Origin of the sequence: Alteromonas aquimaris, assembly GCF_026183695.1 — a bacterium.
Classification (GTDB): Bacteria; Pseudomonadota; Gammaproteobacteria; order Enterobacterales; family Alteromonadaceae; genus Alteromonas; species Alteromonas aquimaris.
On record NZ_JAPFRD010000011.1, the window covers coordinates 692,443 to 707,857 of the forward strand.

Annotated in this window: 13 protein-coding genes, 1 other RNA gene and 1 pseudogene; 8 read left to right on the forward strand and 7 right to left on the reverse strand. The window is 45.1% G+C overall.

Going from position 1 to position 15,415, the window contains the following annotated elements; translation table 11 throughout:
- The first annotated feature begins 175 nt into the window (after positions 1-175).
- Positions 176-937 (forward strand): LysM peptidoglycan-binding domain-containing protein, encoded by a 762-nt coding sequence (locus OPS25_RS13230; RefSeq protein ID WP_265618244.1) that lies wholly within the window; start codon positions 176-178, stop codon positions 935-937.
- Positions 938-1,206: 269 nt separating this feature from the next.
- On the opposite strand, the gene OPS25_RS13235 is transcribed toward OPS25_RS13230, so the two are convergent.
- The 3 genes from OPS25_RS13235 to OPS25_RS13245 all read right to left on the reverse strand — a co-directional run bounded on the left by OPS25_RS13235 (position 1,207) and on the right by OPS25_RS13245 (position 4,313).
- Positions 1,207-2,271 (reverse strand): trypsin-like peptidase domain-containing protein, encoded by a 1,065-nt coding sequence (locus tag OPS25_RS13235; RefSeq protein ID WP_265618245.1) that lies wholly within the window; start codon positions 2,269-2,271, stop codon positions 1,207-1,209.
- Positions 2,272-2,424: 153 nt separating this feature from the next.
- Complete coding sequence (locus tag OPS25_RS13240; RefSeq protein WP_407080242.1) at positions 2,425-3,771, reverse strand: DegQ family serine endoprotease; 1,347 nt, start codon at positions 3,769-3,771, stop codon at positions 2,425-2,427.
- A 98-nt stretch (positions 3,772-3,869) separates the two neighbouring features.
- Entirely contained in the window at positions 3,870-4,313 is a 444-nt protein-coding gene (locus OPS25_RS13245; protein WP_265618247.1) for a ZapG family protein, read from the reverse strand.
- 272 nt (positions 4,314-4,585) lie between these two features.
- On the opposite strand from OPS25_RS13245, the gene zapE reads away from it, so the two are divergent.
- From zapE to rnpB, 6 genes are all read left to right on the forward strand, one after another.
- Entirely contained in the window at positions 4,586-5,683 is a 1,098-nt protein-coding gene (gene zapE / locus OPS25_RS13250; RefSeq protein WP_265618434.1) for a cell division protein ZapE, read from the forward strand.
- Between the two features lie 104 nt (positions 5,684-5,787).
- Positions 5,788-6,510, forward strand: a complete 723-nt coding sequence (locus OPS25_RS13255) for a YebC/PmpR family DNA-binding transcriptional regulator (RefSeq protein WP_265618249.1) — start codon at positions 5,788-5,790, stop codon at positions 6,508-6,510.
- 554 nt (positions 6,511-7,064) lie between these two features.
- Entirely contained in the window at positions 7,065-7,478 is a 414-nt protein-coding gene (locus OPS25_RS13260) for a hypothetical protein (protein WP_265618251.1), read from the forward strand.
- Positions 7,479-7,536: 58 nt separating this feature from the next.
- Positions 7,537-8,082 carry a DUF7010 family protein gene (locus OPS25_RS13265; protein WP_265618252.1) on the forward strand — a complete coding sequence of 182 codons (546 nt, stop codon included), beginning with the start codon at positions 7,537-7,539 and terminating at the stop codon, positions 8,080-8,082.
- Between the two features lie 567 nt (positions 8,083-8,649).
- Positions 8,650-9,861: an AI-2E family transporter gene (locus OPS25_RS13270; protein ID WP_320411960.1), complete on the forward strand. Its 1,212-nt coding sequence runs from the start codon at positions 8,650-8,652 to the stop codon at positions 9,859-9,861.
- Between the two features lie 273 nt (positions 9,862-10,134).
- An RNA gene (rnpB, locus tag OPS25_RS13275) (RNase P RNA component class A) lies at positions 10,135-10,490 on the forward strand.
- A gap of 236 nt (positions 10,491-10,726) precedes the next feature.
- On the opposite strand, the pseudogene OPS25_RS15985 reads toward rnpB, so the two are convergent.
- Positions 10,727-11,662: pseudogene (locus tag OPS25_RS15985) on the reverse strand (O-antigen ligase family protein); the annotation flags it as partial.
- Positions 11,663-11,910: 248 nt separating this feature from the next.
- Positions 11,911-12,639 carry a hypothetical protein gene (locus tag OPS25_RS13280; RefSeq protein ID WP_265618253.1) on the reverse strand — a complete coding sequence of 243 codons (729 nt, stop codon included), beginning with the start codon at positions 12,637-12,639 and terminating at the stop codon, positions 11,911-11,913.
- Positions 12,640-12,853: 214 nt separating this feature from the next.
- Between OPS25_RS13280 and OPS25_RS13285 the strand changes: the two genes are divergently transcribed.
- Positions 12,854-13,342, forward strand: coding sequence for a hypothetical protein (locus tag OPS25_RS13285; protein ID WP_265618254.1), 489 nt, complete (start codon positions 12,854-12,856; stop codon positions 13,340-13,342).
- A gap of 17 nt (positions 13,343-13,359) precedes the next feature.
- On the opposite strand, the gene OPS25_RS13290 is transcribed toward OPS25_RS13285, so the two are convergent.
- Together OPS25_RS13290 and metK are read right to left on the reverse strand one after the other, a co-directional pair.
- The gene (locus OPS25_RS13290) at positions 13,360-13,854 is read right to left on the reverse strand and encodes a hypothetical protein (RefSeq protein ID WP_265618255.1); all 495 of its coding nucleotides are present in this window, start codon (positions 13,852-13,854) and stop codon (positions 13,360-13,362) included.
- A 223-nt stretch (positions 13,855-14,077) separates the two neighbouring features.
- Complete coding sequence (gene metK, locus OPS25_RS13295; RefSeq protein ID WP_265618256.1) at positions 14,078-15,223, reverse strand: methionine adenosyltransferase; 1,146 nt, start codon at positions 15,221-15,223, stop codon at positions 14,078-14,080.
- Positions 15,224-15,415: the final 192 nt, after the last annotated feature.

A 15,415-nucleotide genomic window follows, 5' to 3' on the forward strand; every position in this document is an offset into this window, starting at 1 on the left:
TAAAATAATTTAACTTTTTCATTCCGCTTCTTAATCCTTGCCTATCTTACTGAAAATTATATTTTTTTCTAATTTGACGTGTGCAAGTGTTTAAACTTTAAAATGACGCACGAGCAAACTGGTTCATCCATTGCACCCTTGATGAAGCGATTATAATTTTTCAAAGGAGGCAGGAATGCTTATCGCGAAAAAGAGTAGTTTAAGAACCTCTCTCATTGCCGCGCTAGGATTAACGACCCTGGTGGGTTGTGCGGGCAACGGAGATAATACAGACCGGTATGCCGCGCAGTGTGATGCTAACACTATCAACGAACTCAAAGAGCTAAACGAAACGTTGACCGAAGCCATTCACAAAGAAGTAGTGATATGGGAGCCAGCGGAAGCTATCGTTATCCAAAATGAGTTAGAAACCGCAATAAACAATTGTGATCCTAACTCGTCGCCAGCCTTAATCGCTAAGGCTGAAAAAGAAGTGGAAACGTACGAACGTAAGGTTAAAGAAGCCGAACAAGAACGTCTTGCTAAAGAGCGTGAGCAGAAGGAAAACGAGCGCTATTTAGAGATGGCCAAAAAAGAATGGAACAAAGTTGAAGAGTACGACAACTTAAGCGACGATCATCAGGAAATGAAGGCCGAAGGAAAGACTGCCTTAGAAAATGACAAAGGCCGGGAATCGTATAATATTCTCACCAGTCTTCATAATGAGTTACGTGATCGTATGGAAGAATACGTTGTTAAAGAAGGTGATACGTTATGGGATATCGCAGCCCGTAACCAAACGTATGGAAACCCTTGGCAGTGGCCAGCTATTCACGATGAGAATCGTGAGAAAATTGACGATCCCAATCTGATCTATCCCGGTCAAAAATTAATGATCGATAAAAATGCTGGACCAACACAATTAACTGCAAAAGCAAAACGGAATAATCTGATGTAGGGTTTGACGGAACCTGAACATTCACGTTTATTGACTCTAAGAGGCCTGAATACGTATTCAGGCCTTTTTGTATTTATTGTCACGTCCTAAATTACGGTGACATAAAGAGGAATTCTTTATGGCAACTTATCGAAGGGGGGCATATTAATTTAGCAGAGATGCGATAGGACAAGAATCTGGTTATGCGCCCCGCATTCATTGTCACTTACCAAAGGCATACAAACTAGGGAGAAAAAGTAACTTAACAAATAAGGAATACCGCAGTTCGCTTATGCCCCAAGCTCGGCTACCACCACTTTAAAGGTGATCAGCTCCTCGCCGCGGCTAATTTCCAGTTCTAACTCCGTGCCTGGTGCCGTTTCTGCAATCATATCCAGTGTTTTCGATGCACTCTCCAAACGCACACCATCAATGGCCAGGATCATATCGCCGGCTTTTAAGCCCGCCTTACCCACAGGACTATTATTGGATACTGCTGTGACCACAATCCCTGGGCCGCCACGATATTCCTGACCTATAAAGCCTAATTGACCACGGGTCACTTTACCTTCAGTAATGATTTCATCCATTACCCGCTTCGCTAGCTCATACGGCACTGCAAAGTTAATTCCGTCTACATTTCTGACCCGGCGGGAAGAATCGCGAACCTGAAAATTGGCATTGGTGATGCCGACCAGGTAACCATTACTATCAACCAGCGCGCCACCGGAATTACCTTGGTTTAATACGGCATCGGTTTGAATAAAATCGACATAGTTTGAAAGTCCATTGCGTCCTGCCCGACTGACAATACCATGCGTAATGGTTTGACCCAGGTCGTACGGATTGCCTATGGCCATGACCAGATCGCCAACCCTGAGGTTAGGCTCTTTTAGTTGCGGAATAACATGTAAGTTATCAGCGTTAACCTTTAACACAGCCAAATCTGTAAGGGGGTCGTTACCGATAATCTGTGCTTCTAATACGCGTCCATCCTGTACGGCGACGAAAATGCTGTCAGCGTTTTGCACCACATGGTGACAGGTCAACAAATAGCCGTTTTCGGTCATAATGACGCCCGAGCCCAGGCTAGTGCGCTCGCGGGGTTGATTCCTGAATAAACCGGTGTCGTTTTCGATACTAACGCTATAAATGTTGACGACGGCTGGAGCAGCCTGGCTTAACGAACTGAAATAAGACTCGCGCACAGGCGACAGTGGAGATTCACTGAAGAAATTTTCTGAAAAGCCGCTGCCTTTACGCAAGTCGGGTACCAGCAACAAAATCAATACAGCAACGATTAACCCTAAAAGGACTGCTTTAAATAAATAGGTAAGAAATCGAGTACTGGACACGTTAGCGCATTCTCTGTCTTGGTAAACTTAGCGTGATGTAAATATCATTCTAAACTTTGAAAGTTAAGTCAAAACAAAGAATAACACTGTTGAAAGTGATCGCCAACGGAAATGAAAAGAGGGCAGCAACAGCAGTGCCGCCCAGATTGCAGATTATCGGATAACTAAATAGAGAGTAGAGTTACCGCGTCTTACATTCAGTGCGATGACACCTGTGGCGGAATCTAACGCTTCACGAAATTCGCTAACGGTGGTGACACGGTTACGATTAACCCCGATGATGACATCATCTTCTTGCAAGCCGATACGCGCTGCCGGACTATTTCGTTGTAATTCACTAACCTGAACACCTGCATTCCCTGCTCCATCGTCACCGTTCATTAGGGTAGCACCTTCTAAAGCAGGATGAATCTGCGCAGCGGTGACTTCTGACTGGGTGGCATCATCTAACACCACTTCTACGTTCTTCTTGTCGCCCTTACGCAATATCGTTAACTGCACTTCTGCGCCGGCACCCATACTGGCGATTTTGGCGCGCAGTTCGGCAAAACTATGTAAATTTCTACCATTGATCGCGGTGATAATATCACCAGCTTGCAACCCTGCTTTTTCAGCGGCAGAGTCGGGCTGGACCTCGCTGACAAACGCACCAATATTAACTTTGGCGTTCATCGCTTCGGCCAAACCGGCATCAACATCGCTGCCTAATATACCCAGAAGGCCACGGCGTACTTCACCAAATTCCGCGATTTGATCAACAAGACTTTTCATCATATTACTGGGAATCGCAAAGCCAATCCCCACGTTGCCGCCATTGGGGCCGAAGATAGCGGTATTTATGCCAACTAACTCACCTTTTAGATTTACCAAGGCGCCACCCGAGTTACCACGGTTAATCGCGGCATCGGTTTGGATGTAGTCTTCGTAGCCACCAATATTTAAGCCTGAACGGCCTAACGCACTTACAATGCCTGAGGTGACAGTTTGGGATAGACCGAAGGGATTACCCACCGCAACCACAAAATCACCCACGCGTATTTTGTCGGAATTGGCGATAGGCAGGTCAGTCAGGTCATTGGCGTCTATTTTAAGTAAGGCAATATCACTCTGTTGGTCTTCACCGAGCTTTTTGGCTTTAAAAACTCTGCCGCCCGTGAGCTTCACAGTGATTTCATCCGCATTGTGGACCACGTGAGCATTGGTGACCACGTATCCTTTCTCAGCGTCGATAATCACGCCAGAGCCCAATCCTCTGAAAGGTCGCTCTTGCACTTGTTCCTGAGGGCCGCCAAAGAAGTAGCGGAACATTTCCGGTACTTGCTGACGCGCAGTTTGGGTACCTTCGACGGCGATACTCACAACAGCAGGGGTGGCCTTTTCTAGCATGGGAGCCAGCGAAGGCACTTCGCTGTCTTTATCATTGCTAAAAAACGGTAATGCTGCCGAAGCATGCAACTGAAGACCAAAGGTGCCAACAACGAGACCGGACACCATCAACATCTGGCGAAAACGCTTATTCATACTCGCTCACACTCCTTACAAAATTATGCGATATATGTGGTTAACTCAGAGACTGAAGGGAAGAGTATAAAGTTCCCTTAGCGAGGCTTTTCCTCGGTAGACTGCCCAGCAGAACCGACGAACAACCCGGAACCTGTGTTAGCAAAATCAAGGGGCTGTGCTCCAGCAACCTTAGATGCTTTACTCTTTTCTTTACCTTTTAGATTATTTCTTAAATATGAAGTTGCCTGTTCCCCATAAAAAGGAACGCGAGGCGAATCATCGTCATCATTTTGCTTCAACAACATTTCATATTCTTCTAATTGCTGTTTTAGCGCGTAACACTGATTTTCAATGTCTTCAATGGTGTGACGCGTTTGGTGAATATGGTGTTCAGCCTGTTGCGCCATCAAATCTTTGACTGATTGCTCAGCACGTTGTTCAGCAATGCTGTTATCCGACCCTGTATACATATGACGAGCCACAAAAAATCCTATAATCAGGCCTGTAGCCAGTAATGCTAGAGGAATTAATACATCCATCGACATCTCCAATCAGTTTCTTGGGTAATAAGGGTGGTCATTATAAATACGTTTAATAGCGACATTAAGTGCGGTTGTTACGTTGACTATAGCAAGTAACCGTCACCAATGCGCGCGAAATTATGCTACAGTCAGCAGGGTATAGCGCACCGTGGTTTCACTAAATTTACTATTCACCGTGATTTCCCCTTAGATTAGGGTCATAATGACATATTTCAAGCGGTCAACAAGAAAATCAATTTATTACCATGAGTTCAGTAGTAACAACGGCGATTACCCCCTGGCAAAAATATCAAGATGACCTGACCTTAGCAGATTTTCATTACGATGCCGCGCAGGAAAATGCGGTAAAAGAGTTACAACGTTTATATGATGATCTAACCCGCACTCAGCCGGAAAAAAAATGGTCCAGCAAATTTAAGTCCTGGTTTGGAAAGCCTGATGTCGCGCCTGACGTTCAGGGGATTTATTTTTATGGGGGCGTGGGAAGGGGGAAAACGTATCTGGTAGACACCTTTTACGAATGCCTTCCTTTTGACAACAAAATGCGGGTGCACTTTCACCGTTTTATGCACCGCATTCACGATGAACTAAAGCAGTTAAAAGATGTATCTGACCCGCTGCAAACCATCGCCGCAAAAATTGCCAAAGAAGCGCGCGTTATCTGTTTTGATGAATTTTTTGTCTCTGATATTACCGATGCCATGATATTGGGCACCCTAATGGAGGCGCTTTTTAAGCATCGTATTGTGCTGGTGGCTACCTCTAATATTGTGCCAGATGATTTATACAAAAATGGCCTGCAGCGGGCTCGTTTCGTGCCAGCGATAAGGTTGATAAATGAGCATACTCGCGTGGTCAACGTAGATAGTGGTATTGATTATCGTTTGCGCACACTCGAACAGGCTGAAATCTATCATCATCCGCTGGACGAAGCGGCCACCAGGAATCTACATGAATATTTTATGCAGTTGGCACCTGAAGTCGGTACTGAACACGAAACCATTGAGATAAATCATCGCCCCCTTATCACCACACGCAATGCTGACGGCGTGATGATGATTGATTTTAAGACACTGTGTGAAGGTCCTCGCAGCCAAAGTGATTACATTGAAATTAGTCGCCTATATCACTCTGTTTTGCTTGCAAATGTAAAAGAGATGGGCCACCACAATGACGATACGGCGCGGCGCTTTATCGCCATGGTAGATGAATTTTACGAACGAAATGTGAAGTTAATCATGTCGGCGACGGTCCCGTTGGCTGCGCTGTATAGTGATGGAAAACTTAGTTTTGAATTCAAACGGTGTTTAAGTCGGTTGAAAGAAATGCAGTCTCACGAGTACCTGGCACTTCAGCATTTGCCTTAGGGGCTGTTATCGCACCAATTATCGGGTAGAATCGGGCTAATTTTTTATCCCTGTATCAGGGGTAGTCTGTGAATCAATACAGTTAAAGCAACGAGAACGTTAAGATGGGAAGAGCATTTGAAGTAAGAAAGGCGGCGATGGCTAAAACCGCTGGCGCAAAAACCAAGGTTTATTCTAAATACGGCAAAGAAATATACGTGTGCGCGAAAAACGGCGGCACAGATCCAGACACGAATCTGTCGCTCAAACGCCTGATGGAAAAAGCTAAAAAGGATCAGGTGCCCGGCCATGTTATCGATAAAGCCATCGACAAAGCTGCGGGTGGGGCTGGGGAAGATTTCGTACCAGCACGCTACGAAGGTTTTGGCCCAGGAAACTGCATGGTGATCGTTGACTGTCTAACTGACAATAACAATCGTACCATTACCGATGTGCGCAACTGCTTTACTAAAACCGGCGCTAAGATTGGCGCCCCTGGCGCGGTGTCCCATATGTTTGACCATCAGGCTGTTTTTGTCTTTGCCGGTGAAGATGAAGATGCCGTGTTAGAAGTATTGATGGAAGCTGACGTGGATGTGACAGAAGTAGAAGAAGAAGACGGAAAAATCACCGTGTACGCACCGAACACCGAGTTTTTTAAAGTAAAAACGGCGCTCACGGATGCCTATCCCGACATCAACTTCGAGGCAGAAGAAATCAGTTGGATCCCGCAAACGGAAACAGATATCAGCGAAGACGATTTACCCATGTTTGAGAAATTCATGGAAATGTTAAACGACTGTGATGATGTGCAGGATGTTTATCATAATGCGAATCTGCCTGGGTAAATATTTGTTATAAAAAGGTAGTTTATCCCTACCGATTGAACGTTGAGAAGCTCTGCCTTGTGGCGGGGCTTTTTTTTGCACAGACGAATGGTAAGCAGTTGAGTAACCTTACGGCGTAAAGCCGTGAAGTGGACATTCATACTGTTAAAATACGTCAGGCTAGATTCGATAAAGCGGACGACTAACCCCCCTGAGCACCTTAACGAAGTCCATGCGTATAGATTTGGGTTGTGATCACATCACTAGGGCTTAGTTGAGTTTAACCAGTTGGGTTATCTGCTCGCCCCTGTAGTAAATGGGTGGTGAATGAACTTCGGAATGTATGCGGGCCTACTTGTGTTTATCTGAGCAAATCATCAAGGAGTAGGGTGCTATATACATTTTACTAAAGTCGCCGCAATACGGTGCAGAAGAGTTTCCAAATTATACAAATTCCATTAGCATCATTAGTATTAAATTAGCGGACTGGGCAAAGGCACCGTCCAACATGGTATTTACCGGCATGAGAAGCATGCCGGCAACATTCTAAGACGTTAGGTGAACAAGGAAGTCCTTTGGTTAATAGGTTTTTAACAATATTCGCGGCGCTCTTTTTATTGTCAGCTTGCACAACAGGACAACTGTATTACACGGAAGCTTCTGGCGCACGAGTTTTAGCTTGTGATGTTGAGTTTGTCGGTTTACCGAGCGTGGACAAATTTGCGGTTGAGTATGCGCTAAGCCTTTGCGCGAAGAGTTCTGTGAAAAAAGGGCATTCTCTAGATAAAGAAATGGAATACCTCCTTACCCTAGACCTTCAAATTCCCAAGTCAAAATGTGGTGAATCATGGAACCATGAATCTGTTAAAGAACAGTACAAAACTGGCAATTTATCGAAAAAAGAATATGGGTATATCGTGGCTCACATCGACTTGGGCTTAGCGATTGTTAACGAATGTTCCCCTATCAAGGTAAGTGAAGGAATTTGAATTTTTGGCATGATGTCAGTTATGCGGGTATGAACTGGTTCTGGATTAAGGAGTACTCATGAAATTTGAAGATGCACAACAAGATATGAACTTTTCGTACTTTGGTGGTGGAACAGGAGTGTTGGTTTCTGGCTTAATTTGGTGTACCGCAGGCCTGGTGGCGCTGCTATATTCAAACCAATCGAGTATGTTGACTCTTTTCCTTGGTGGTATGTTTATCCATCCGCTAGCTATGTTGCTATCGAAAGTCCTCAACAGATCCGGCCATCATGCTCCCGACAACCCTCTAGGTAGACTTGCTTTAGAAAGTACAATTATCTTATTCGTTGGTTTGTTTATAGCTTTCTATGTAGCTAAGTTACAAGTGGGGTGGTTTTATCCAATCATGCTAATGATCATCGGTGTACGTTACTTAATTTTTAATACACTATATGGGGTAAAAATTTATTGGGTGTTAGGCGCTACGCTTATGTTTTCTGGCATGTTATGTATTTTACTCGGCGCCAATTTTGTCATCGGTGCATTTATTGGTGGGGTAACAGAAATTGTATTCTCGCTAGTAATTCTTAATCAATCTAAAGGCATGGTTGTAAAAACCGCATAACAAGAGTGATGGCGCAACTACTCAGCTAAACCTCCGCAGCGCTGCTCTGCGCCTGTACTTCAGCCAATATTTGGGGGTGGTAAATGTTTGCTTCGCGATAACGGTAACTTCTCTATTCAACAAGCATCACCGTTTGGTTCTGGCACGACAGCGTCACACGCTATTAATAAAAGGTGCTCGAAATATCGTCTCTAAATTAACCAGCAATTTGTTTAAACGACCTGTTTCTCAAAGATCCATGACGAAGTATCAAAAAATTATTCGCGGTTACTTCACTTATTTATCGCAAACAGTTGCTGTTTTTCCGGTTGGAGGTAACGCTCTCTATTGAAAGGCTATTTTTTCTGTGGAAAAGTCGTCTTTGGGTGTACGCAAAAATTTAGCCAGCCTAAAGTCAGAATTTCACTACACGCAAACTGGCGGATTGGGTTGGCAGGTCCATTTTCTTTAAGATGACGTATAACGAAGAATATATGGCGGTTTACAGGGCGATCTTCACTCCACTGAAAGGACTATCGCTGATTAATTGAAGCCTGCATTATCATATTAGAAGGAATAGAAAAGTAATTGGCGAATAACAACAATCAGATGAACACGTCCTCCGAACCTGGCGATAGCCTGGAAAAGCAGGCAGGGATTTCACTTCGTGAAGCAAGGCAGACACAACTGCTAAAAGTGTTTTTGGTGATGTCAGTCATCTATACCCTCTATTTGGCGAAAACGCTATTTATTCCACTCGTCTTTTCTGCATTCGTCGCTTTACTACTTAGCCCGTTGGTGGCATTAGGCAGAAAGATTTATATCCCTCGCACCATTTCAGCGTTTGTGCTTATTGGGTTACTGATTGCACCGTTTTCGTTTCTAGGGGTGGAACTAGTAAAGCCAGCCGAACGGTGGATGGAAACGTTGCCCAAAATTTCTGCCCAGATAACCGAACAGATCAATGAAATCAGTGAAAAGTTTGAGCAGGAGCAGAACCAGGCCGAAATACAAGCCGAAGCAGAAAGGAAGCAAAAAGAGGCGGAAGAGGCTTCTTTTTTTGATAATTGGTTTAAAGACGATGAGCCTGAAGCCAAAGTAGAAGAAGTAAAAGAAGTAAAAGAAAATGTGGTCACAGGACAAATCAAGCAAGGCAGTATTGAAATCTTCTTGTCTTTGCTAGCCAGTGCCCCGTTTCTCATCGCACAGATGTTTGGCAGCGTTATTCTAATTTTGTTTTTGCTTATCTTCGGGCCAGTCCTTTTTAAAATTTTTATTCAGGATTTCCCGGTGGTGGTAGATAAGGAGCGCACAGTTCAATTGGTGGGGCAGATTCAAAAACGTCTTTCGAATTACATCATCACCATCAGCATGATAAACGGATTGTTAGGCATAGCGACCGCCACTGCATTTTACTTTCTTGGCGTGGAAGACGCTATCCTATGGGGCGCGCTGGTGGGAATGCTGAATTTTGTGCCTTACCTAGGAGGGCTAATAAGCTGTACGATTTTACTGATGGTGGGGGTGGTGCAGTATGGTTTAGTCTCTGCAGCGTTTCTGCCGCCCGCGGTATTTTTGGGTATCAACATCCTCGAATCGCAATTTATTACTCCCGCTGTACTGGGGCAGAGCTTTAGACTTAATCCGCTAATTATCATTCTTTGGCTGGCAGTAATGGGTTGGCTGTGGGGGGTAATAGGGGTCTTACTTGCCGTGCCAATTCTGGTGTGCATCAAAATTATTCTGGAGCATTTAGATGTTTTACCGCACTGGGTGAAATTACTGGAATCTGAGGGCTGAGAATAACATCAGGAAAATTTGCAAAATAATGAATAGTCTGTAAGCGCAATCTGCTGGGATTAGGGAACGATGAACTTTAATGGGTGAACCACGCTAAATGTATGGTTAAATTACAAACAGCGGGTTGTTGGCACTAAGAACGGGATAGCTCACCCAACACAGTTAGCCATCAGGCTAAAACGGTTTAAAACATATTCCACAACTCCCACAAACGGGTAACAGGATGCGAATTAAGCATCGCATCTCTGTACTATCTCATGTAAAATCCCCCGCGGAGTTGGCCAGGCAATCGCTGCCCTCGCAAGAGGGGGGAGGAAAGTCCGGGCTCCACAGGGCAGAGTGCCAGATAACATCTGGGCGGCGTGAGCCGACGACAAGTGCAGCAGAGAGTAGACCGCCTAAGTATACCGTAAGGTATGCCGGTAAGGGTGAAAGGGTGCGGTAAGAGCGCACCGCGCAACTGGTAACAGTGTGTGGCACGGTAAACTCCACTCGGAGCAAGACCAAATAGGATCCCGCTATATGTGGCCCGCGTTGGGATCGGGTAGGTTGCTTGACCTATTTAGCAATGAATAGGCTAGAGGAATGATTGTCCTAGACAGAACCCGGCTTATCGGCCAACTCCACTCCCCACTTTCTGATTTGACGAACCGGTGATCCGGGCTGATGTCAGTCTGTTTCCTATTGCGAGTAATACCACAAAAAATGCCGGTAAATAGAAGGCCGAAATATTGACGTCAAAACTGGACTGCACCAGATAAGCCAGCAGCCCGGTGTGGACACCGTACCTAACCAAACTGATTTTATCGTCTCTTCTACGTACTGTTCCATAGGCCAGTGAAAGTAGGATGCAAAGCAAGAAGAATGCGCCGATATATCCCTGCGTAGCAATCGTTTCCAGATAATCATTGTGTGCGCGTTTAGACATCGCACTGTTGCCAAGTCGAGGGTCTTTAAAATGATGCTGCACAAAGGGGTAAGTGCCGGGGCCAGTACCTGCAGGCCCAAACTCTGATATTACTTCTAACGCGGTTTGGTGCAACATAATCCGACCATTGTCCGCAAACCGGCTTTCAGTAAAACGCTTAAACACCGATGTTTGACTAAATACTGCCATTGCTACGCACAATGCTAATGCGCCCATCCCGATAATCTTAGGTTTGAAAACCAGGCGGCGAAAACGTTTATTGATCAGAAACGCTACTCCTACTATACAGCTGGTGGCAAGCACCATTGAAACCAGCGCCCCGCGCGAACTGGTATTGAGCAAGGTAAAAAGAAGAATGGCTATACAAATTAACAGGCTCAAATTTTTCGGCTTGATGAAAATAAATGCGTTTGATCTTTTACCGTGATGCTGGTGCGCCCGCCGACCAAAATCAACAAGCAGGCCAACTGCTATGGATAGCGACATCACCAGGTACAACGCGTACTGGTTCTTATAACTGAAAGTCCCCCTTACTCCTTCATCCCACCCTAAATTCCACGGGGGGATCGCTTTGCTTAACTCAAACGCTCCGCCGCTGGCGAAGTTGAGTAAAGAATATAGGGCCGTAACGGTGGCGCTGAGTACCAATATGAAAAGGAGGGCTCTTACTTTTTGTAATGAATCACATACGCGGTAAACACTGACAAAAAGTGCAGCAAGACTGGCATACTTGATTACCTCAATTAACGAGATTTGCGGATACAGCGATAAAGGCAGATACGTTCGTCCACCGTTAATTGCATGCCACTGGAACGTCGCTGGCGCAATATGCTCAACCCAATGGGCGGGCAGCGGAATAAGGTATAGCGACATCAGTACTAACCAGATAAATAGACAGGTGCTTGCGATTTTGAGGGGGAGAGTGGTGTTAAGTTGAGGCTGCCAGGTCACCACGCTCAATAATAAGGTCGCAAAAATAACTCCACAAAAAAAGAGTTGCTCCCATAGCAGCTCTGCGCCATGTAACCAGGGAAACAAGCAGAGTGAGGCAGCCAGCGTAATGAATGCAATGCGATGAACAGGGTGTCGAAATTGTTTAGCGTTATCAGAATTCAAACGTATTACCCCCTTTCCTTTTGCAGCTTTTTGAGCAGCGTGGAGGTTTTGCGGTTGGGTGAAAATTTTGCGAAAGGCCGATAAAGTTTTGCTTTATGCATTGCATTAAATAGCACCTCTCTAACATCCGCTTCAGACAGCATGCTTTTGATCATCGGCCCCGCGAGCTGTTGAAGTTCCTGCGGCAACTGTTTCCAACTTTCGACAACAACGGGACCGAGGATTAGTTGACTCGTTTGCTCCAGTCCACCTGACTTTAGCGCACGATGTAGATAATATTCGAAATGCTGGGATAAGGCAGGTTGCCGTTGTGCCAGCACCACCATTAACGTATCCGCTTCAAAATGTGTAGGTTGTAATGCTTTGACCGTTCGCACCAAATTATGCGCGGTTTGCAAATAAGCGCCAGAGTTATGCGTTTGCGCCAGCAAGATATACAATTTGGCGAGGGAAAGCTTAGTCCGAGCATCAGATAGCAATATATCATCTGCTTGCTGCAATGCGGCGAGAGGCTCCACCACATCTGTATGGAGCGGTATATTGCCCTCAGCAAACCAGGTATCTACCTTTTCCTGCGCCTGCTGACTGGAAAAATACGCGGCACCATAGTGAAAAGAAAACAACAGCAGGAAAGCAGCCAAAAAGATGACCATCGCTCGCATTGTGGCAAATGCCCACAACCTTTGTTTTACGTCAGAAACCTGTCCGTCCATCATGCCATCATATGTTGTCATTTTTTCCAAAGCCGCACCCTAATTGCCACACCAGCAGCAAGAATCAGGATTGATTTTAAAGTGAAATACGGTTTAAGCAATTATTAGCTAAAGAGATTGTAGCGTCTTTACTAAATTCTTTTAGTGTAGAAGGAATTAAATGGTATTCCCCCTGCTTTTTCTTACTTAAGCAACTAAGCTTACTTTTATTTGGCAAGTTAAGATCCGTTATAGTATGGTCCCTACGATTTTAGATATCGAAGCGAGCGGTTTTGGTGCGCATAGCTATCCTATTGAAATAGGGGTGGTTACCGGAGAGGGCGAAAGATATTGCAGTCTCATTAAACCCTTTAGCGAATGGCAGCATTGGGATGAAGAAGCAGAGCAAATTCATGGAATTCCACGAAGCGAGTTGATACATAATGGTCAGCAGGGCAGAGAGGTCTGCTTGACATTGAATAGGTTGCTGATGGGACAAACGGTTTATTCTGATGGTTGGGCTGTGGACTATTCCTGGTTGAGAAAGCTGTATGCAGCATCGGGTTTAGCTATGGGATTCTCGTTATCTCCCATCGAAATGATATTGAATGAAAAACAGCTTGAAGGTTGGTCTATTATCAAACAGGGTGTGCTCGCTAAAATGAAAACACCGCGTCACCGCGCCAGTGCTGACGCACAAATGATCCAGACTACCTATGCACTTACCGTGCGCGCCGTGCTTTAACCCTCATCTGGTCTTGATTAAAATGCATACTGCACACCCATCATCAATGTATTGATATCGACTTCACCCACTTCCCTATACTCGAATTCTAACGCCATACTTAAAGACTCAGGCTCACCTAACTGCCAGCCAAAGCTTGCTGCATTGCCTGCGTTAGTTGGCAGCAATAAAAATGTATCATCTACATCAGAATGGTTGCTGCTTTGTACGGCGGCAAAGAGGCGTTGCGATGAGTTAGATGAGATTAATCTGCTGGCAGAAATTCTCACCGACTCGATGGGCGAGCGTTGGTCAATGGTGTCCAGCCAAATACTCTGATCCGGCAGCTGTCGGTCAAACTTTAAATCGAATGACCATTTTGGCAGAAACTCTGTTTGATAAGAAATCACCGACTCGACAGGGTTCGCCGCGTTGGTACTTGGTCGTTCATCAGCAATATAATCAGCAGCCATTGCGTAGCAGGGACACATCAACAAACAGATTAACGTTGTTTTATGTAGTGCATACTTCATTGTGTATTCCAAAAAACGAAAAGTGAGAGCGTTACTCTGCTTTTTAAAAAAGCAATGTTGTTTTAGTTAAAGTGTAGACCTCAGATTGAAAGAAAAATAATTTTTTGAAGAATTATTTTATCTTCCCTATCTTTTCAGATAATTACGTAACGGAGGGGATAATGATCAGGTGTGAAAGGATAAATATAGGCCAGTATGCTATGCAAAACTGGCCTTTATAATATTAAATGGCGCTTCTTAACACCTCGGCCTTGTCGGTTTTTTCCCACGGAAAGGGATCCCGTCCAAAATGCCCGTAAGCAGCCGTGGCGCGGTATATTGGCCGTTCAAGATCGAGCATCTTAATCAGACCATAAGGACGCAAATCAAAATGTTCGCGCACCAACTCTACCAGGGTGCTTTCTTTTACGGTACTGGTACCGAACGTCTCAATACTGATAGAGGTAGGCTCGGCTACCCCTATGGCATAAGAAATTTGTATTTCACAGCGTTTTGCTAATCCTGCCGCCACAATATTTTTGGCCACATAACGTCCGGCATAAGCAGCAGAACGATCCACTTTCGAAGGATCTTTTCCTGAAAACGCACCGCCGCCGTGGCGCGCCATTCCGCCGTAGGTGTCGACAATGATTTTACGCCCAGTCAAGCCACAATCACCCATGGGGCCACCAATTACAAATCTTCCCGTGGGGTTGATGTGCATGCGGGTATTTTTGGTGATCCATTCTGCGGGTAGCACAGGCTTGATAATCTCTTCCATTACCGCTTCACGGACCGTATCCGTACTGACGCTATCGCAGTGTTGCGTCGATAACACCACAGCATCAATACCTACAGGCTTGTCGTTTTCGTAAATAAAGGTCACCTGACTTTTTGCATCGGGGCGTAACCACGCTAACTGACCTGTCTTACGCACTTCTGCCTGACGGTGAACTAATCGGTGTGCATACGTGACAGGAGCCGGCATCAATACATCTGTTTCATCACTGGCATAGCCAAACATCAGTCCCTGATCACCCGCGCCCTGTTCTTCTGGAATGGTACGATCCACGCCCTGATTGATATCGGGTGACTGCTTGCCAATGGCATTCAGCACAGCACAGGAATTTGCATCAAAACCCATGTCCGAATGTACGTATCCGATTTCTTTGATGGTCTGGCGGGTAAGCTCTTCAATATCTACCCATGCTGTGGTGGTAATTTCACCGCCCACTAAAACCATGCCTGTTTTAACATACGTTTCGCACGCAACGCGTGCTTTAGGATCCTGTTCCAGGATGGCGTCAAGCACTGCATCTGAGATCTGGTCGGCTATTTTGTCCGGATGTCCTTCGGACACAGATTCAGAAGTAAATAAATGCGTAGCCATAGTTTCTCCAACTAATCATTAATCTGTCGTAATAACGCGGATTGTACTTTATCCAAATAAAAAAGCCAGCTTTACGTCTGGACGTCTAAAGTAAAACTGTTTCGTTTAATTGACATAAACCTTGCACGAGCTTTAAGCCGTTAAAATACACAAAACACATTGAACTGATATTTCGCATGGGGGAGAATACCC